Source organism: Actinocrinis sp., from assembly GCF_035605935.1.
Classification (GTDB): domain Bacteria; phylum Actinomycetota; class Actinomycetes; order Streptomycetales; family Catenulisporaceae; genus Actinocrinis.
The window spans coordinates 15892-34136 of record NZ_DATNGK010000022.1; the positions used below are offsets into that span (position 1 = coordinate 15892).

The 18245-nt window shown below is 68.0% G+C and carries 16 protein-coding genes and 1 tRNA gene; 6 read left to right on the forward strand and 11 right to left on the reverse strand.

Translation table 11 applies throughout. The features are described 5' to 3' along the window. Nucleotides 1-342: 342 nt before the first annotated feature. Nucleotides 343-675, forward strand: a complete 333-nt coding sequence (locus tag VN779_RS01790; RefSeq protein ID WP_414639553.1) for a rhodanese-like domain-containing protein — start codon at nt 343-345, stop codon at nt 673-675. Here VN779_RS01790 and VN779_RS01795 read toward each other — a convergent pair. Then, a complete protein-coding gene (locus tag VN779_RS01795) occupies nt 657-2210 on the reverse strand; it encodes a hypothetical protein (RefSeq protein ID WP_325719461.1) in 1554 nt (517 codons plus the stop codon). The genes VN779_RS01790 and VN779_RS01795 overlap by 19 nt on opposite strands. Then, nucleotides 2207-2944: a glycosyltransferase family 2 protein gene (locus VN779_RS01800; protein ID WP_349260598.1), complete on the reverse strand. Its 738-nt coding sequence runs from the start codon at nt 2942-2944 to the stop codon at nt 2207-2209. Before VN779_RS01800 ends, VN779_RS01795 begins: the two co-directional genes overlap by 4 nt. A gap of 177 nt (nt 2945-3121) precedes the next feature. On the opposite strand from VN779_RS01800, the gene VN779_RS01805 reads away from it, so the two are divergent. Together VN779_RS01805 and VN779_RS01810 are read left to right on the forward strand one after the other, a co-directional pair. Further along, entirely contained in the window at nt 3122-3748 is a 627-nt protein-coding gene (locus VN779_RS01805) for a hypothetical protein (RefSeq protein WP_325719463.1), read from the forward strand. 263 nt (nt 3749-4011) lie between these two features. Next, nucleotides 4012-4782: a TetR/AcrR family transcriptional regulator gene (locus VN779_RS01810; protein ID WP_325719464.1), complete on the forward strand. Its 771-nt coding sequence runs from the start codon at nt 4012-4014 to the stop codon at nt 4780-4782. A gap of 194 nt (nt 4783-4976) precedes the next feature. On the opposite strand, the gene VN779_RS01815 is transcribed toward VN779_RS01810, so the two are convergent. After that, on the reverse strand, nt 4977-5612 hold the full coding sequence (locus tag VN779_RS01815) for an ATP-binding protein (protein ID WP_325719527.1): 636 nt from the start codon (nt 5610-5612) through the stop codon (nt 4977-4979). Nucleotides 5613-6029: 417 nt separating this feature from the next. Continuing rightward, on the reverse strand, nt 6030-6836 hold the full coding sequence (locus tag VN779_RS01820) for a glycerophosphodiester phosphodiesterase (RefSeq protein WP_325719467.1): 807 nt from the start codon (nt 6834-6836) through the stop codon (nt 6030-6032). A gap of 119 nt (nt 6837-6955) precedes the next feature. Between VN779_RS01820 and VN779_RS01825 the strand changes: the two genes are divergently transcribed. Then, nucleotides 6956-7312, forward strand: coding sequence for a YbjQ family protein (locus VN779_RS01825; protein WP_325719469.1), 357 nt, complete (start codon nt 6956-6958; stop codon nt 7310-7312). Nucleotides 7313-7453: 141 nt separating this feature from the next. On the opposite strand, the gene VN779_RS01830 is transcribed toward VN779_RS01825, so the two are convergent. The 4 genes from VN779_RS01830 to VN779_RS01845 form a co-directional block, all read right to left on the reverse strand. Further along, nucleotides 7454-7538 (reverse strand) — tRNA-Ser (locus tag VN779_RS01830). 53 nt (nt 7539-7591) lie between these two features. Then, nucleotides 7592-7903: a hypothetical protein gene (locus VN779_RS01835; protein WP_325719470.1), complete on the reverse strand. Its 312-nt coding sequence runs from the start codon at nt 7901-7903 to the stop codon at nt 7592-7594. 116 nt (nt 7904-8019) lie between these two features. After that, entirely contained in the window at nt 8020-9099 is a 1080-nt protein-coding gene (locus tag VN779_RS01840) for an inositol-3-phosphate synthase (RefSeq protein ID WP_325719472.1), read from the reverse strand. Nucleotides 9100-9196: 97 nt separating this feature from the next. Beyond that, entirely contained in the window at nt 9197-9838 is a 642-nt protein-coding gene (locus tag VN779_RS01845; RefSeq protein ID WP_325719474.1) for a PadR family transcriptional regulator, read from the reverse strand. Nucleotides 9839-10223: 385 nt separating this feature from the next. Between VN779_RS01845 and VN779_RS01850 the strand changes: the two genes are divergently transcribed. Continuing rightward, on the forward strand, nt 10224-13268 hold the full coding sequence (locus VN779_RS01850) for a transglycosylase domain-containing protein (protein ID WP_325719476.1): 3045 nt from the start codon (nt 10224-10226) through the stop codon (nt 13266-13268). Between the two features lie 237 nt (nt 13269-13505). Continuing rightward, nucleotides 13506-15185, forward strand: a complete 1680-nt coding sequence (locus VN779_RS01855; RefSeq protein ID WP_325719478.1) for a glycosyltransferase family 87 protein — start codon at nt 13506-13508, stop codon at nt 15183-15185. On the opposite strand, the gene VN779_RS01860 is transcribed toward VN779_RS01855, so the two are convergent. Genes VN779_RS01860 through VN779_RS01870 form a run of 3 tightly spaced genes read right to left on the reverse strand, consistent with a single transcriptional unit; the run spans nt 15175 to nt 18219 of the window. Continuing rightward, the gene (locus VN779_RS01860) at nt 15175-16206 is read right to left on the reverse strand and encodes an alanine racemase (protein ID WP_325719480.1); all 1032 of its coding nucleotides are present in this window, start codon (nt 16204-16206) and stop codon (nt 15175-15177) included. The genes VN779_RS01855 and VN779_RS01860 overlap by 11 nt on opposite strands. Before the next feature lies 1 nt (nt 16207). Beyond that, nucleotides 16208-17341 (reverse strand): lipid II:glycine glycyltransferase FemX, encoded by a 1134-nt coding sequence (locus tag VN779_RS01865; RefSeq protein ID WP_349260599.1) that lies wholly within the window; start codon nt 17339-17341, stop codon nt 16208-16210. A 59-nt stretch (nt 17342-17400) separates the two neighbouring features. Further along, the gene (locus tag VN779_RS01870) at nt 17401-18219 is read right to left on the reverse strand and encodes a deoxyribonuclease IV (protein ID WP_325719484.1); all 819 of its coding nucleotides are present in this window, start codon (nt 18217-18219) and stop codon (nt 17401-17403) included. Nucleotides 18220-18245: the final 26 nt, after the last annotated feature.

Consider the following 18245-nt stretch of genomic DNA (forward strand, 5'->3'; position numbering starts at 1 on the left):
CTGGCGACCCGGGGACCGGGGAGGCAGCGGCGCCTGCCTCCCCGGCATTTTGGGGGACCGAAGTCCGCCCCCGTGTTTCGTCCCGAGTCGGGTTTTGGCCGTGGCGGGGCAGCGCGGTTCGGTGCGCGGTCTCCTCGGAGGTTTCCAGGACACCGCATCCGACCGGCGCTTGCACAACCCGGCATGCCAAAAATGGACTAGACCAGATCGGGTGTCAAGAGCCCGCGGAACCCTCGATGAACTATCCGGCGCGCCCTGTGCTTCGCTTAACCTTGCATTGACCCGATCTTCAGGGCGCACCCGCCACACCAGACCCAGCAGAGACGGAGCGAGGCCTCGATGATCTTCAAGTCCCCGAACCCCGCCGTGGACGTCGCGGCTCTTCCCGCCGACGCCTACCTCATCGACGTGCGCGAGGACGACGAATGGCAGGCGGGCCACGCGCCGGACGCGGTGCATCTGCCGCTGAGCGAACTGGTCGTTCGCATGGAGGAGGTGCCGGCTGATCGTGATGTATACGTTATCTGCAAGGTCGGCGGCCGTTCGGAGCAGGCGGTGCGTTACCTCAATCAGGCTGGCCGCACGACGGTGAACGTGTTGGGCGGGATGCTGGCGTGGCAGGCGGCCGGTAAGCCCATGGTGAGTGAGAGCGGCGGTCAGCCCTTCGTCGCCTGAGACGTCGCCTGAGGCAGAGCCATGGCGGCTGAGCGGCGTGGCACGCGCCACTGCCGGATGCCGAGCGCTACGCAGGCGAGCAACGCGGCGATCGAGAACACAGGTGCGGCGTCGGCTCTGATCCAGGATGCCCAGCCGGCAACGCCCGATGGCAGTGGTACGTCGAGGCCGGGCACGTAGGCCGCGGCGAGGAGCGTGGTGCGCGCGATGAGCAGCAGATCCAGCGGGCCGGACGCGCACACGACCAACGGCGCCCACGCGACGATGTCGTACCAAGGCAGCGTGTAGGGCGCCGCCAGGACCCACGCGATGCCGAGCAGAGCGAGCGCGTGTGCCGCCTGAACGCCAGGCGATGCAGCCCTTTCCACATCGGCACGGCTTAAGCCAGACGTCTCTAGATCAGCTCCGGCCAGATCGGCACGGCGTGCGCGCAGCAGCGGGGCGAGCAACACGACCAGCAGGACGAGCACAAGCCAGCCGAACGCGGAGATCAGGTCCCTGGCCGTGCCGTCGCCTACCGCGTGCTGAAGCGGCGCGAGCAGTGGTCGCCACGCCGAACCGAGCGAGACCATGCGTGCCGCTTCACGCGCCGGCTGCAGCGCGACCCGTCCGTAAGACAGGTATGTCAGTCCGCCGACGACAGCAGCGCAGAACACGAAGACGCCTGCACTGCGCCAGCGGCGTCGCAGCCCCCAGATCCCCGCCAGAACGGCCAAGCCGAGCGAGAGCTTGGCCGCGCAGCCCAGACCGATCAGCGCGCCCGCGAGCGCCGCGCCGAGGGCGTCCTGACGCCGGTGCAGCGCGTAGAGTCCCGCGACCGCGAAGAAGACCGCGAAGGCGTCCAGGTGCGCCGCGTTCACCGTCTCCAGCAGCAGCAGCGGATTGAGACCGAATAGCACGGTCACCCGTACCGGATCGCCGAGTCGCCGCAGCATCGCGCCCATCGCGACGAACGCCGCCGCGCCGAGAAGGGCGAGCACGAAGACGGCGGTGTGGATGGAGTCGCCGCCGATCCACGAGGCCAGCGCCTGCTCGGCGGTGGCCAGCGGTCCGTAGACGGAAGAGGTGTTGGTCCACGGCGGCTGGACCGCCAGGCCGACCGGGTCGCCATGCGCGGCGAGCGTGGCGGCAGTCTCGGTGTACGGGTTTCCGCCGGTGGTCACCAGACGGCCGTAGGCGGCGTAGACGAGATGGTCGGCGGAAAGCATCGGCGGTACGAGCACCATCGCTCCGGCGGCCGCCCAGGAGCCCGCGATCAGACCCCTGAGGCGCGGAGCCCACCCCCGCCGCAGCGCGGACCAGGCGAGCACCAGCCCGGCCGCGCCGGAACCGAGGGCGAGATCAGGCAGCGCGGTCACCAGCCAGGCCGGCGGCCCGGCGCTGAACCAGAACGGCGGCCCGGCTATGCGGCCGGGCAGCGCGGCTTCGGCGACGGACGGCCCGAGCAGTCCGGTGAGCACGATCAGCGCCAGGGAAGCGGTGATCAGGACGAGCCCGAGCCGACCGCGCCGGTTCGCCGTTGTTACGGCCGTCATCCCGAGCGACGGCCGCGCCAGGTCGCCGGGCGCAGCTCGGCCGGGAGGCGCCGAGTCGCCAGCGCCAGCGCGACGTCCCGGTACTGCCGGGCGCGGTGCAGTTGCGCGGCGAGGTCGGTGCCGGTGACCCGGTGCCGGAACTCCACCTCGACCTCGGCGATCCGGTAGCCGGCCCGCAGCACGTCGATGGTCAGTCCGGTCTCCACGCCGAAGCCGCGGGCCAGCGGCAGCGCCGCCTCGAAGGCCGCGCGGCTCAGGCAGCGCTGCCCGGACAGCGGCTGACGCGCCTCGAAGCCGACCGCGGCGCGGATGCCGTCGCGAGCCAGCCGCACCACGAGGCCGTGTCCGCCGCCCGGCTGTGGCGGCAATGTCGCGATGGTCATGCCGGCCGCGCCCGAGCGCACCGGCTCGGCCAGCGGCCCGGCGTTGCCGGCGGTGGCTTCCAGGTCGCCGTCGAGGAACAGCAGCAGCCGGGGCTCGCCGCGGCCTTCGCGGCCCTCGATCGCGGCGACCGCGGCCGCTCCGCTTTCCATCGCCGCCGCCTTGCCGCGGTTGCGTGAGTGCCGGACCACGACGGCACCGCACTCGCGTGCGATTCGCGCGGTTCCGTCCGCCGAGCCGTCGTCCACAACCAACACCAGATCGACGCCGGGCACCTTGGCCGCGGCCTCGACTGTGGCCGCGATCCTGGCCTGCTCGTCGAACGCCGGGATGATCACGGCTAGGTCACTGATTTCCACGCTCTGATCCTATGTCGTCACGATCCGGCAAAAGTGCAGCCCGGAAGAGTGAATCCACTACCGGCCGGATAGATCGCGGGACTAACATTCGGTCCGGCACTGATCCGGTGTTCATCCGATCAGACCATTGATCCTTCTCACTAACTCCCCGCTCGAAGGGGGCCGCCCTCCATGCCGCAAACCGCCGGACCCGTCCGCCGCAGCACCGAATCCTCGCCGCTGCGGCCGCACCATGTGCGCTCGATCGCGCTGGCCGGGGCGGTAGTCGGCGTCGTGGTGCTGCCCATCGCCGCCGCCCAGGCGAGCCCACCGGCGAAAAACCACGACATCCTGTCCGCCTCCGGAGGTCAGGGTGCGAACAGCGGCCAGCCGGGGGCGGGTCAAGCCTCGGCGACGCCCTCACCGTCCGCGGGGTCCGGAGCACAGGCTCTAGCGCCGGAATACTGCGGCGCGCCGCTCACGGCGACGGTCGCCGGGGGCGCGGTGCGCGTCCAAGCGTGCGTCAACCAGTCCGCCGGTTCAGCGTCTGCGCGTGTGTACGTGGCCAACGGGACGAACGCGCAGCAGACCGTGGCGCTCAATCTGACTCGGGCCGACGGCAGCGTCGTGCAGGTGCAGTGCACGATCGCCGCCGGCGACGCGGCGGGTCTGTGCGCGACGAGCCCGACCGCGATCAGCGACGGCAGCGGCGCGTACAACGCCATCGCGGAAATTGCCACGCAGGGCGCTCCGCTCTCGGCGGGTGTGTTGCACGCGGAGTCGGGGCTGGTCGCCGCGGCGCAGACCGCCGCGCAGTGATCAGGACGGCGCACTTATCAGGTCGGCGCCGCGCCCGACCGCTTTGCACCGGGTCGGCGTCGTGTCGAGCTCGTTCCGCCCCTTTTTCTCAAACAGTGAACTCATCCGGCGATCCGGTCGTGCTTCAGCGTGACTGAAGCTGTTGTTCAAGCGTCGCGGCTGACAATGGCGTCAGCCCGGCCCGCGTCCCCGTTCCGGCAACGGAGCGGCCGTTGCGGGCAAGGTGGTTACTGTCCGGTAGCTTTTTGCGTACGCTGGCGGTGATGAGTACTACCCCCTCGGTGCCCACGGCCAACGGCGGCCGTCCCCGCCCCCTGCGTTTGAGCGAGCGGCAGATCCTCGACGCGGCGCGGGCCTGCATCCTTGCCGCCGGGGTACACGACACCACACTCAACGACGTCGCCCGGCGGGCCGGCGTGAGCCGGATGACGCTCTACCGGCGCTACTCCGACATCGGCTCGCTGATCAGCGAGGTGCTGGGACACGAGTTCGCCCGCATTCTTCGCGAGCACACCACGGAGCCGCCGAATGCGCCGCCGGATCCGCGCCCGGCCCGCCGCAAGCTGGTGGACACGGTGCTCAACGTGGTCCGCGCCTTTCATGCCGACCCGCTCATGCATCAGGTGCTTCAGGCCGAGCCGGAGATCCTGATGCCATACCTGGTCAGCCGGTTCGGCAGCACGCAGCAGATCGCGATCACTTTGCTGGCGCACCGGCTCGACGCCGGATATCGGGACGGTTCGGTCCGCCGCGGCTCGATCGCGGTGCAGGCTCACGCGATCGTGCTTACCGCGCAAGCCTTCATCGTCTCGGCCGCGGCCAGCGGTCCAGTGCCGGTCTCCAGACTGCTCGCGGAACTCGCCGAGATGCTGGACGCCTATCTGGCACCTGGCCGCGACGACGGGCCGGACGCCGGCCGCGCGGAGGGGGAGGAACGGCCGGTCGACAAGCCCGTCGACGGGAGCGGTCCGGCCGCCGGCGACGGGGGATGCACCGGCGACCGAACCGATCTCGACCTTACCCCGAATGCGTAGCGCGTTCGCAAGACCACTGAGCGAAATGAGAGCACTGTTTTGCCCGGTCTTGACCGGTGGATGAGCGCCGCATTACAGGGTTCTTCAATACTCGGCCTGCTGGGCTGCCGCGGATCCACGCGATGCGGCCTTACGGTTCAAGAAACGCGGCCGGACCGGCGCACACGCGACCTGGCTAGCGCGTCGGCAACCCGCTAGCTCTGCGGGTATGTCGGCAGCAGATGGATCACTGCGGCGGCTGGCTGCTCGGCCGGCGAGGGGCGCTTGCGGGCGGTCGCCTTCGGCTGCTTGGCGGGTTCGGCCGGCGCGCCGTCGTTCGGATTGGCGGGGGCGGACGGCAGTGCGGTCACCGTCGCGGTCACCGGTCCGGTGCGATCCGCGCGCAGCCTGCGCCCGGCGTGCCGGGCGCGCACGGCCAACTCGGCCCACACCGTGTACTCGTCGCCGCCTTCCTCCCGCTGGGAGCCCCAGCGATCGGCTAGCCGGTCCACGATCTCCAGCCCGCGGCCGGCGTGCGCCGACACGGACATCGAGTACGGCTTCGTGGAGGGCCTAGTGGTGCCGCCGCCGTCGGTCACCTCGATGCGCAGCAGGCCTTCGCCGCTGAGCTCCCAGGAGACCCGTATCGTGCCCGAGTTCAGCGCGCGGGCATGGCGCAGCGCGTTCGTCACGAACTCGGAGAGTATGAGCACGGCGTCGTCCACGAGCGACCCAAGCACGTCGCGTTCGTAAAGTGCCGAGGCGAGTTGAGCCCGGGCCTGCCGGACGCTCACCGAGGAGTGCGGCAGATAGCCGGTGTACGAGGCAGGTGACACCCGCGCCACAGGCATGATCACCCCCACCGACCCCTCTCGCAGCTCCCGGGTGCCCCGGTCGGAATCCGGACGGCACCATGGGATCGATGCCCATGGCCGCTGCGGGGGAAACGACCCGTTTCGGTTTGCAACGGCGGTTTCACGCCTAGCTCGCGCCGCGTGCGCCCCATCGGGCTCCAGGTCACGACCCGTCACCTCGAAACCGCCCTGGCCATCGCGCGGCGGGCGCTTTAGTCGCGCAACCCCTCCGATGCCTCGGCTTTACCGAGATTTGAGGCAGGCGGCAGCGCAGGCAAAGTAGGTTACGGATCCGGCATCTCAGAGCGTGTTCATGCGAATACGCGACGCACACGACCAGACAGCCCGTTCGAACGTGAACCGTGGCTCAATCATGTTCGGCGCAGACTGTATGCCCGTCAGATCGTATGTCGTTCAAGCATCGACCAACGCGCGGACCTCGCGCGGCCGGTTGGTGATGATCGCATCCACGCCGAGCTTGACGCACAGTTCGACATCGCTCGGATCGTCCACGGTCCACACGTGCACCCGCCGCCCGGCGCGGTGCAACCGCTCTACGTATTCGGGGCGTGAGCGCAGAATCTCTATCGCCGGCCCGCCGATCGGCACCCCGCGCGGCAGTATCCCGTCGCGCAGCAGATACGAGAACGGCTCCATGAGGAAGACGGTCTCGAGCCGCGGCGCGAGCCGGTGGATCCGGCGCACCGCGAGCCGGGAGAAGCTCATGATCCGTACCGGCGACGGCTCCCCGCCGCGCGAATGCGCCCAGCCGAACTCGTCCAGCAGTTCGACCAGCCGCCGCTCCACCAGACCGGCGTATCGGGTCGGGTGCTTCACCTCGATGGCGAGTTCCACCCGCTTCGGATGCTGCGCCACCAGCTCCAGCAATCGACGCAGCGTCAGGACTCGATTGCGGTCGAGGTCCGGTTCCTCGGGGTCGTGCGAATCGTGCCAGGAGCCGAAGTCGAGTTCCTCGAGCCGGGCCAACTCCAGCGTGGAGACCTTGCCGCGACCGTCAGAGGTCCGGTTGACCCGCCGGTCGTGCACACACACCAGATGCCCGTCGATCGTCAGCCTGACGTCGCACTCCAATGCATCAGCACCTACGGAGAGCGCTGTGCGGTACGCCGCCAGGGTGTGCTCAGGCGCTTCGGCTGAAGCACCGCGGTGCGCGACGACTTGGGGGCGCTGGTACTCGGACTGCGCTACCGCATGCTTCACAACCCCATGCTCCACAGGCCCATAGTCTCAGGCCGCGTGGCGTGTCTGGTGATACACACCGGACGGCGATAGGAAGTACCGGTGAACACCCTGTCACTTAACCAGCTTGGAGCGCACCGATGAGCGATTCATCAGGATGGACCGGCCCGCAGTTCCTCGTCGTCACGTCCAATGACGTGCCCGGCTACCGGATCGAGCAGGTGCTCGGCGAGGTTTTCGGCCTGACCGTCCGTTCGCGCAACGCCTTCAGCCAGATGGGCGCGGGCCTGAAGTCGATGTTCGGCGGGGAGCTGCGCGGCATGACCAAGAATCTGGTGGAGAGCCGCAACGAGGTCATGGGCCGGATGATCGGCGAGGCGCAGGCGCGCGGCGCCAACGCGGTCATCGCGATGCGCTTCGATACCTCGGAGATGGGCGACGTGTGGACCGAGATCTGCGCGTACGGGACTGCGGTGCGTATCTCGCCGCTCGGCTGATCGCGCCGTCCCACTGATCACGCCGTGTCGGCAATTCGCGCAGCCTTGGCGAATTGACCGGTGAACTTGAGCTGACGATCTTTCAGTTCCACGGCCGCTTGAGGACCGGAGTGACGTCCACCGCATGACATTCAGTCCCGGCGGAGGGCGTGGGATTCGAACCCACGGTGACTTGCGTCACTCCGGTTTTCAAGACCGGTGCATTAGGCCGCTATGCAAGCCCTCCTCGCGGCGGCCTGCATCGACGGGCCGCCGTGGCGCTCAGTCTCTCATGAGCGATTACTTCTTTGCTGCGCCATTCGCCGCGGCGGTGCACAGCACGAAGGCCGCCGCGGTCTTGGGGTACTCCACAAATGCCTGCGTCGTGCCGCTGACCGCGTCGCACTGGTTCGAGTCGTCTCCGGAGAACTTCGCCAGCACCTGTAAAGCGCCGGCACTACCGCAGGAGACGTGCACCAACTGCCCTGACTTCGGGCTGGACACACAATCGCCGACCGCCGCGTAGTGGCTGCGGCCCTGGCTCACCCAGTAGAGGTAACCGCCGATGAGAAGCACCCCGGCGACGATCCCCCACAACAGCTTGCGCGACATGCGGCCGAGCCTACCGGCCCGGCCGCATGTCGCCACGTCGTGCATTCACAGAGCGCTGACGCTATGGAGACGCCGCAGGTCAGCGGCACGTCCGAGCCAACGCTTCGGTCGCTTGGTCAGCGCTCGACCTCGCCGCGGATGAACTTCTCCACCGCGTCGCGCGCCTCGTCGTCGAAGTACTGCACCGGCGGGGACTTCATGAAGTACGAGGAGGCCGACAGGATCGGGCCGCCGATGCCGCGGTCCTGGGCGATCTTCGCGCAACGCAGCGCGTCGATGATGACGCCGGCCGAGTTCGGCGAGTCCCAGACCTCCAGCTTGTACTCAAGGTTCAGCGGCACATCGCCGAACGCGCGGCCCTCGAGCCGCACGTACGCCCACTTGCGGTCGTCGAGCCAGGACACGTAGTCGGACGGGCCGATGTGCACGTTGCCCTTGCCGATGTCGTGCGAGAGCTGCGAGGTGACCGCCTGGGTCTTGGAGATCTTCTTCGACTCGAGCCGCTCGCGCTCGAGCATGTTCATGAAGTCCATGTTGCCGCCGACGTTCAGCTGCATGGTGCGGTCAAGCACCACGCCGCGGTCCTCGAACAGCTTGGCCAGCACCCGGTGCGTGATGGTCGCGCCGACCTGCGACTTGATGTCGTCGCCGACGATCGGGACGCCGGCCTCGGTGAACTTGTCAGCCCACTCCTTGGTGCCCGCGATGAACACCGGCAGCGCGTTGACGAAGGCGACCTTCGCGTCGATCGCGCACTGCGCGTAGAACTTGGCGGCCTGCTCGGAGCCGACCGGCAGGTAGCACACGAGCACGTCGGCGCGGGTGTCCTTGAGCGCCTTGACGATGTCCACGGCCTCATCGGGCGACTCGTCGATGGTCTGCTGGTAGTACTTGCCCAGACCGTCGAGGGTGTGGCCGCGCTGCACGATCACGCCGGTGGGAGCCACGTCGGCGATCTTGATCGTGTTGTTCTCGGAGGCGTGGATGGCGTGCGCCAGGTCCTGGCCGACCTTCTTGGCGTCCACATCGAACGCGGCCACGAACTCGATGTCGCGCACGTGGTACTCGCCGAGCTGAACATGCATCAGGCCGGGGACTCTGGTGGCCGGATCGGCGTCCTTGTAGTACTCGACGCCCTGCACGAGGGATGAGGCGCAGTTGCCCACGCCCACGATGGCTACGCGAACCGAACCCATGCGGTGTTGCTCCTTCTTCATTAGTCGATCTCTCGGTGGGCGGGGGTGTTCGCGCCCTCGATCGTGGGACGTTTCCGGCGGACCGCGCGCTGTCGGGTCAGCCGGCCGGCGGGCCCAAATGCGGGCCCACCTGCTGGTCGTGCTCGGTCTTGATCAGCTCGTTGAGCCAGCGCACCTCGCGCTCCACCGATTCCATGCCGTGCCGCTGCGCCTCCAGGGTGTAGCGGTCGAGCCGCTCCCTGGTGCGGATCACCGACTGGCGGAACAGGTCGAGCCGCTCCTCGAGGCGGGAGCGGCGCCCCTCCAGGATCCGCAGCCGGACGGCGGCGTCCGTGCGGCCGAAGAAGGCGAAGTGCACACCGAAGTTCTCGTCCTCCCAGGCCGAGGGGCCCGCGTCGGAGAGCAGTTGCTTGAACCGGTCCTCGCCCTCCGGGGTGAGCCGGTAGACGATCTTCGAGCGGCGCGGCGCGGCGCTCAGCCCGGCTTCGCCGCGAGCCGCGGTCCTGGCCGCGGCGGCTTTGGCCGTGGCCCGGCGCGGGGCCGGTTCGGCTTCCGCGTCCTCGATGAGCCAGCCGCGCGCGACCAGTTCCTTGAGGCACGGGTAGAGCGAGCCGTAGGAGAACACGCGCAGCGACCCGAGCAGGACGTTGAGCCGCTTGCGCAGTTCGTATCCGTGCATCGGCGACTCGTGCAGCAGGCCGAGGACAGCGAACTCCAGCACTCCGGAGCGCTTCGCCATCAGGCCTCCTGGTCGTCAGCGTGCCGATCCGGCGTTGGATCGGGCGGCCGCGGGGCTTCCACGTGCCGGACACTGGCGGTACTTTGCGTGTCCAGACGGTGAAGACTCTAACCGATGTATCGGTTCGATACATCGACACGATAGATCCGAGGCGGCGTGGCTGACAAGTCCGCCGTGCGACACGCATGCGAATACCGTCGATTCATCCGTCTTGCGGACATTAACCGCGAACACGCAGAAAACGATCACCTGGCTTCAGCGGGCTTGGGGTGTCGGCGTACTCTGCTTGCCAATCGTGTTCGTTTGGGCGCGGGGAACCGCCCCCGGAAAGGCTCTCGTCCTTCTGGGGAAGGCCAGGCAACAGGCACAGGGAGCAGACGCGGCTATGGGCGGAGATCACGAGTACGGGCGCAGTAACGCGCCCGGAGACGGTTCGCGGTCCTATGGGGGCGGCAGACGCGGCTACGGCGCCGGCTCGGACGAGGCCAACGGCTCGGGCGGCGGTAACGGTGCCCATTCCGGCCAAGAGGCACAGTCGGAGTACGGGGCCGGTGCGGGATACGGGCAGTCGCCCGGGTCCGAGCCGCGCGGATACGGCGACCGAGGCTATGGGGCAGCATCAGGTGGTGCGCCGAGCAGTGGGAGCGGCGCACGCGGCTACGGGCAGAGCGGGGACAGCGGATCAGACCGCGGCTACGGAGGCTCACGTGGCTACGGCCAGCCCTCCCCAGACCCTTATTCGGGCACCCGACGCGGTAAGCAGGGCCCGATTCAGGGCGAGGTCGTGTACGGGGACGGCGCTTCGGGCGGAACCCGGCAGATGCCTGGCTTCCCCGATCAGCCGACGAGTGTCGGCGACGCAGCGGTAAGCGCACCCCCGCGCCGCAGCCGCGTGGAGGAGCGCCGCGCCGCGCGAAACGGCGCCACCGACGCGCCGGAGTATGCCCCCGGCCAGGAGCGTTCGGACCGCTACGGCCCGAGCGCGATCGACGGCCGTCCCACCCGCAACGGAGCCGGCCGCCGAGCCAGCGAGCGCGCGGCCGCACGCCCGGCGAAGAAGGTCGGCTATCACCGCTACTTCGACTATCCGCGCACCGGCAAGAACGGCTGGCGGCACTGGGTGCCGTCGATCAAGCAGGTCTGCTCGTTCATGCTGGCCGGATTCTTCCTGGTCATCGGCCTGATCGCGTTCGAGTACGCGACGGTGCAGATCCCGACCGCCGAGTCGCTGGCCTCGCAGGCACAGATCACCAACTTCACCTACGACGATGCCAGCACCACGTTCGCCAAGCTCGGTGCCACCAACCGGCGCGACGTGAACATAAGCGACATCCCGATGACGATGCAGAACGCGATCATCGCCGCTGAGGACAAGACCTTCCGCACCAACCCCGGCATCTCCTACACCGGCATGATCCGCTCGTTCATCAACGACGTGGAGGGCAAGCCACTGCAGGGCGGTTCGACGCTGACCCAGCAGTTCGCGAAGAACGCCTATCTGACCCAGAATCAGACCTTCAGCCGGAAGATCGATGAGATCTTCATCGCTCTGAAGATCGGGCATACCTGGTCGAAGGACCGGGTGATGCAGGAGTACCTGAACACGGTGTTCTTCGGCCGCAACTCCTACGGCATCCAGGCGGCGTCCAAAGCCTGGTTGGGCAAGGACGTCACACAGGTCAGCGATCCAGCCGACGCCGCGTTGCTTGCCGCCTTGGTGAACCAGCCGACCAACTTCAGTAAGGGCTACGACTCCTCGGTAGATCAGGCGACGCAGCTCTACTGGCAGGGCCAGTTGAAGGCGCGCTGGGCCGCGGTGCTCAAGAACATGCTGGACTACGGCCTGATCAAGCAGTCCGACTACGACGCCGCGGTCGCCAAGTTCCCGACTGTGATCGCGCAGAATGACACCTCGGAGACCATCGAACAGCAGCAGATGAAGCAGGCGGTCTCGAACTGGATCGATTCGTACGCGGCCGCCAACCCGAACAGCGGGCTGCCGAACATGGACCAGATAGAGCGCGGCAACGGCGGCTATACCATCGTCACCACCTTCAACCAGCACTACATGGATCTGGCGAAGCAGGCGGTGCAGGACCAACTGCTCTCGAAGCTGAACAGCAAGAACTGGTACGACCAGAATCTGTATCCAGCGCTGGCCGCGGTGGATCCATCGACCGGTGAGCTGGTCGCCTTCTACGGCGGGACCAGTCAGTTCAACTGGGCGACGCAGGGTCAGGTGCAGCCGGGTTCAACGTTCAAGGCGTTCACGCTGGCGACCGCCTTCGGGCAGAACATTTCGCCGGACAGCTACATCAACGGCAACTCGCCCTGGCCGGATAAGAACAATCCGACCGAGGTGGCCGAGGCCACGGGTGACAAGACCGTGTCGAACGACGACGGCGGGCACGGCATGATCACGATCAACACCGCGACCTCCGAGTCGGTGAACACCGCGTTCGTCCGCCTGGCCAACCAGGTGACCTACAAGGACGTGATGCAGACGGTCAACAACCTCGGCATCACGGATGCCAACGCGCAGGGCCTCCACGCGGACTCCCGACTCACTCTCGGCATCTCCTCGGTCAGCCCCGCGCGAATGGCCGCCGCGTATAGCGCGTTCGCCAACAACGGCAGTCAGTATCCGTTGATCGAGGTCAAGGAGATCAAGAACGCCAGCACCGGCTTCGACTGGAAGCCGGAGGCCAAACCGAAGCCGGTGCTCGACCCGAACGTCGCCGAGACGGTCACCCAGACGCTGTCGCATGTGACCCACGACTCAGACGGCACCGCGTACGGCGCGACGAACCAGAGCGGGTTACAAAACATCGCCGGCAAGACCGGCACGTCGACGATGGAATTGGCCTCCCTGCAGAAGAACTATCCGGACATCTACAACAAGACCCAGAACGGCTACTTCACCACCGCAGCGGTGTGGTTCAACGGGTACAGCGCGAAGCTGGAGACGGCGGTCGCGGTGTCCCGGTGGATCACCGAGAAGGACCCGAAGACCGGCAAGAGCGTCCAGATCCAGGCGCCAGTGGACAACATCAACGGCGCCGGGTTCTCCTTCGGCGCCTCGGTCTCGCTGCCGATCTGGTCCGAGTTCATGAAGCTGATGCAGGGCACGCACTCGAAGTTCGTCGGCGACACACCCTTCCCGACGCCGAACACCGCGAACATGACGATCTCGAACAGCCCGGCCGCCAGCGCCTCGCCCTCGGCTTCGGCGAGCAAGGCACCGAACGGTGGCGGGCAGCCGTCGTCGTCTACATCGCCGAGCGCGAGCCCGAGCAGTAGCGCGACTTGTCAGACCGGGTTCCTGGGCGGTCTCGCGGGTGGCTGCGGCGGTGGCGGAGGGGGCGGTGGCGGCGGAACGCCGAGCACCAGCCCGTCGCCGTCGCCCAGCGCGTCGCGAAAACACGGTTAGCCGGGTCATCCCGGCTCCAGCAGCGCCTCGTGGCCCTGCGGTCTCCGGATCGCAGGGCCACGCGGCTTTTCTAGCTCGATAAGTCCCCAATCACGCTGACGCTTTCACGACATAGCGACGCCCGTGAGCCGTGTTCACGCCGATAACTGCGCGTCAGAGCGACGTACCGCAACCAACTGGCCACAGATACGCCATGCCGTCGCATCAGTCCTTGCGTCGCTCGCTATGGTTACGCGCATGACCGTCAGCACTGCCGAAGTCGACGAAGCTCCTGAGCCGCCGCGGGCGCCCGAGCGCGAGGCGCGCCCGAAGACGTTCGTGGTCACCGCGCCGAGCCTGGACGACCCTGTGGCGAACCTCGGCTCGGACGGCTTCGGCGGCGTGATCGGCCGGCGCGCGCGGCTGCCGCGCGGCCGGGCCACCGTCGCTTTCCTGCTGCTCCTGCTGACCCTGCTGTCCACCGCGGTCGGCATCGGAATGCGCCAGCCCTGCTTCAGCACGGCGTGGACCGGCGGCGGGAACCAGCAGTACACGCACATGTGCTACACGGACATCCCCTTCATGTACCAGGGCCGCGGGTTCTCGCAGGGCGAGGTGGCCTACTACTCGACCAATCCGAACAACTACCTCGAGTACCCGGTGATCACCGGCGCCGCGATGGAGACCGCGGCGCTGCTGGCCAGGCATGTGCCCGGGGACGCGAACAACCAGGGCCGCTGGTTCTATGTGTTCACCACCTGGTTCCTGCTGGCCTTCGCCGCGATCACCGTGGTAGCGCTGATCGGGATCTCCGGGCCACGCCCCTGGGACGCCGCGATGTTCGCGATCGCGCCGGGGTTGATGCTCAACGGCTCGATCAACTGGGACCTGATCGCCGTGGGCCTGGCCGCGGTCGCGCTGCTGGCCTGGGCACGCAGCAAGCCGATCCTGGCCGGAGTCTTCATCGGCCTCGGCACGGCGGCGAAGCTGTACCCTGCCCTCTTGCTGGTGGCGCTGGTGCTGTTGTGCTGGCGGGCCGGGAAGATGAAGGCCTGGGCGCTGTGCATGGCCGGCGCGATCGGGTCCTGGCTGGTGGTGAACCTGCCGTTCATGATCGAGAACTGGCACTCCTGGATCTACTTCTACACGTTCAACGAGAATCGCGGCGCGGACTGGGGCTCGCTCTGGCTGTTCCTTGAGTACAGCCCGCTGCACATGACCTTCAATGCCAACCAGATCAACACACTGTTCGCGGTGCTGCTCGCGGTCTCCTGCGTCGGCATCGGGTTGATCGCCTGGCTGGCCAGGAACCGGCCGCGGGTCGCGCAGATCGCCTTCCTCGCGGCGGCGGCGTTCATCCTGTTCAACAAGGTGTACTCGCCGCAATACGTGCTCTGGCTCATTCCGCTGGCGGTGCTGGCCCGGCCGCGTTGGCGCGACTTCCTGATCTGGCAGGCCTGCGAGGTCATCTACTACGGCGCGATCTGGCTGTACCTGATCACCGTGAGCAACGATGCGAATCGCGGTCTGCCTGAGGGCGGCTATGACTTCGCCATCGCGATCCACATCGGCGGCACGCTCTTCTTCGTGGTTCAAGTGATCCGCGACATCTTCGACAACCGGCGCGACCCGGTACGAGCCGGCGGCTTCGACGATCCCGGCGGCGGCGTGCTCGACCAGGCGCCCGACGTATACGGGTTCCGCGACCCGTTCGCGCCCGCCGTTGTTCCCGCCCAAGCGCGGGCCGACAAGCCAACGGCCAAGGAGGATGACGGCGACGCCGGCGAACGCGATGGCGAGACCGCCTCGGAATCCGAGCCGGACGAGAACGCCATCGAAGTCGTCGAGCTTGGCGAGAAAGGTGCGGCCGCGAACGAGGACGGCGGCGGCAGCAGCAGCGGCAGCAGTCGGGCGAACCCGCCTGAAATCAGCGCATGATGACCTGGTCGAAGTGCGTGGAGGTGTGCCGCAGCTCCGCGGGCAGTTCGGTACCCGGCTGCGGCGGTTCCACCTGCCGGGGCAAGTAGAGCATCGAGACCAGCATGTGCGGTGGCTCGGCGAACCACTGTTTCCGGCCCTGCCAGCTGAACGGCGAGCGCGTCCGGTTGACCGCTGCCAGCCCGGAGCGCAGCAACTCCTTGCCTCGCGGCGCCAGACCGCGCAGGATGCGCGGCGCTTCGAGCCCGACGCCCTGCACGGTTCCGCCGCTGACCACGACGACCCAGCCGTCCTGCCGGGATCGGGCCTGCCGATAGCCGATTCGGTCGCCGCGTTGTACCGGGAAGGTGTCGAGTACGGTCGCGCGGGCCTCGACGGCGGTGGGCTCGCCGAGCCAGAGCTGGGTCCCGATCCGCGGCCGGAACCGAGTGCCGGGACAGGCACGCTCCAACCCGGCGATTTCCATGCGGCTCAGATGGCTGACGTATATCGTCCGCACGCTGAACCCAGACTCGGTCAGGGCCTTGACCCACGACACCGTCTCGGCCGCCGGATCGGTCGCGGCGGGCCGGTCCAGCGGCAGGTGCAGCGAGAAGCCGTCGATCTGCTGTCCGCCGAGCGCCTGAGCCGCGAGCGGCAGATCGGCGCGGGAAAGGCCCTGGCGTCGCAGCGAGCTGCGGCAATCGATGATCATCCGGTGTCCGGCGAGTTTCCGCACCGCGTCGACCGAGGCGGCCGTGCGTACGATGCGGCCGTCAGACAGCGCCGGTTCGGCTCCATCCAAGTAGGGCTCAAGGATGATCACATCACCGGAGAAGCAGCCGAGTACCGCGGCCGCTTCCTCCGCGGTCCCGACCGCTAACTGATCTACGCCTAGCCCGGCGGCGGCGCGGGCGAGCACCGGCACCGTGAAGCCGTAGCCGTTGCCTTTGGCCACCGGGACCAGATCGGGCTCCGCCTCGGTCACGCACATCTGGTGGTGGCGCCAAGCTCCGCGATCGACATACAGCGTGAGAGGCATGTCAACGCCGTGCCAGGTAGAACTGGAAGGCCCGATGGAGCACCGGATTGATCGGGTAATCCCATTCGCCGAGGTATTCGACCGCTTCGCCACCGAGCCCGACCTTGAAACGCAGCAGGCCGTGAAGGTGGTGCGCCGGGTCCAGGGTGTCGCTGATGCCGCGCAGGTCGTAGACGCTCATACCGTCGGCAAGGCAGTCCTCGATCATTCGCCACTGCAACGCATTAGAGGGCCGGTGTTCGCGGCCCTCGTTCGCCGACGCGCCGTAGCTGTACCAGGCGTACGACCCGACACGCACCATCGTGGCCGCGGCCAAAGACTCGGTACCGCGCTGTGCGATGTACAGCCGGATGCGTTCCGGGTCCTCCGCGTTTATGACGTCGAACATGCGCTGGAAGTACTCCAGCGGCCGGGGCGTGAACTGGTCACGCGCCGCGGTCTGCGTATAGAGGCGGTGAAACTCGGGCAGTCCGGCGCTGTCGACTCGCTCCACCTGCACGCCGGCCCGCTCGGCAAGCCGGATATTGCGCCGCCACTGCTGGCTGAACTCGGCGCTGACCTGCTGCTCGTCGCGTCCGTCAAGCGGCAGCCGGAAGAGGTAGCGCGGCTGGAAATCGCTGAAACCGTCACCGCCGCGGTCCATGCGCCGCCAGCCGAGCGACCGAAGGCGAAGTGACAGCTCGTCAGCGCGCGCGTCTGCTTGGTCGGCCGGAACATCGCCCAGCCGTCGGTACGTGCCCTCTGCGATCGCCCGCTTAACCGTCGCGGCTGACCAGGCACGCGCGATCACCTTGGGCCCGAGCTTGACGGTGAACACGCCGCGCCGACGCAGCGCGCCGATTAGTGGCTTGAGCCAGTCCTCGACCGCAATGCCGGTCTGGTCGCCGAACCAGTCGATCATCGGCCCCTCGGGCAGATAGGCCAGCGACCGCCCCATGCGCGGCAAAGCGCGGTATAGCACCAGACCGGCGCCGACCAGGTCGCTGCCGCGAAACCAGCCCAGCGACTCGCAGCGCCAACCGCTCTTCACGGCTCCCCACGAGGGGCACTGCAAGAAAGACAGCCCTGCTCCGTCGTCGCTTCGGCTGCGCACAAACTCCAGGTGCTCGTCGCGACCGAGAGGTCGAATGACCAGTCCGCTGGTCGCTTTACGTGATGATCTGCTCGCGTAGAGTAGTGCCACGCCGATGCAGATTACTCCGGCTCGGCGAGCCTTTCGCGGATCCAGGCGATATCCGCCGCCTGCGCGGCGACGTCACCCGGCGTCTCACACACGAAATCGGCGCCGACCGCGGCCGCCGCGCGCACCGCTACCGCCAGATCGTCCAAGTGGATGGCGCCGTCGCCGAAGTTCGCGTGCCGGTCACGGCCCGAGTCCAGACCACCCTGCGAGTCGTTGGCGTGCACCAGGTCGATCCGTCCGGTAATGCCGACGACCTTGTCCACCACGGTCTCCAGCGGCTCGCCGCCGGCGAAGGCGTGGCAGGTGTCGAGGCAGAAGCCGACATCGTGGCCGCCGACCGCGTCCCACAGCTTCGCGATCGACTCGAGCCGCCGGGCCATCGCGTGGTCTCCGCCCGCGGTGTTCTCGATGAACAACCGGCAGGAGAACTCCAGCCCCTCCACCGCCTTGCGCCAGTTGTCGAAGCCGGCCGCCGGGTCGTCGTTCTTGGTGATATGCCCGCCGTGCACCACCACGCCGAGCGCGCCGACCTCGGCCGCTGCATCCAGCGTCTGCTGGAGCAGCTTGCGGCTGGGGATCCTGATCCGGTTGTTCGCCGAGGCCACGTTGATGACGTACGGCGCGTGCACATACAGCGCCAGCCCGGCGTCCTTCACCGCCTGCTTCAGCGCCGCTGCGCCGTCCGGGTACAGCGTGGCCGGCTTGGTCCAGCTCTGCGGGTCGCCCAGCAGAATCTGCATCGCCTCGGCGCCGCGCGCGGCCGCGGCGCCGAGTGGGTCGGCGGGGTCGACGGTGCAGCCGATACGCGGCTGCGGGCTCTTGTTCACCATGGGGGCAACCGTACTGCCGCCCGCGG

What these genes read in the sequence shown, in the direction of transcription:
- VN779_RS01795 (WP_325719461.1), bottom strand. Translation starts at nt 2,210, where the DNA reads ATGACGGCCGTAACAACGGCGAACCGGCGCGGTCGGCTCGGGCTCGTC.
- VN779_RS01805 (WP_325719463.1), top strand. Translation starts at nt 3,122, where the DNA reads ATGCCGCAAACCGCCGGACCCGTCCGCCGCAGCACCGAATCCTCGCCG.
- VN779_RS01810 (WP_325719464.1), top strand. Translation starts at nt 4,012, where the DNA reads ATGAGTACTACCCCCTCGGTGCCCACGGCCAACGGCGGCCGTCCCCGC.
- VN779_RS01815 (WP_325719527.1), bottom strand. Translation starts at nt 5,612, where the DNA reads ATGCCTGTGGCGCGGGTGTCACCTGCCTCGTACACCGGCTATCTGCCG.
- VN779_RS01825 (WP_325719469.1), top strand. Translation starts at nt 6,956, where the DNA reads ATGAGCGATTCATCAGGATGGACCGGCCCGCAGTTCCTCGTCGTCACG.
- VN779_RS01835 (WP_325719470.1), bottom strand. Translation starts at nt 7,903, where the DNA reads ATGTCGCGCAAGCTGTTGTGGGGGATCGTCGCCGGGGTGCTTCTCATC.
- VN779_RS01840 (WP_325719472.1), bottom strand. Translation starts at nt 9,099, where the DNA reads ATGGGTTCGGTTCGCGTAGCCATCGTGGGCGTGGGCAACTGCGCCTCA.
- VN779_RS01845 (WP_325719474.1), bottom strand. Translation starts at nt 9,838, where the DNA reads ATGGCGAAGCGCTCCGGAGTGCTGGAGTTCGCTGTCCTCGGCCTGCTG.
- VN779_RS01850 (WP_325719476.1), top strand. Translation starts at nt 10,224, where the DNA reads ATGGGCGGAGATCACGAGTACGGGCGCAGTAACGCGCCCGGAGACGGT.
- VN779_RS01855 (WP_325719478.1), top strand. Translation starts at nt 13,506, where the DNA reads ATGACCGTCAGCACTGCCGAAGTCGACGAAGCTCCTGAGCCGCCGCGG.
- VN779_RS01860 (WP_325719480.1), bottom strand. Translation starts at nt 16,206, where the DNA reads ATGCCTCTCACGCTGTATGTCGATCGCGGAGCTTGGCGCCACCACCAG.
- VN779_RS01870 (WP_325719484.1), bottom strand. Translation starts at nt 18,219, where the DNA reads ATGGTGAACAAGAGCCCGCAGCCGCGTATCGGCTGCACCGTCGACCCC.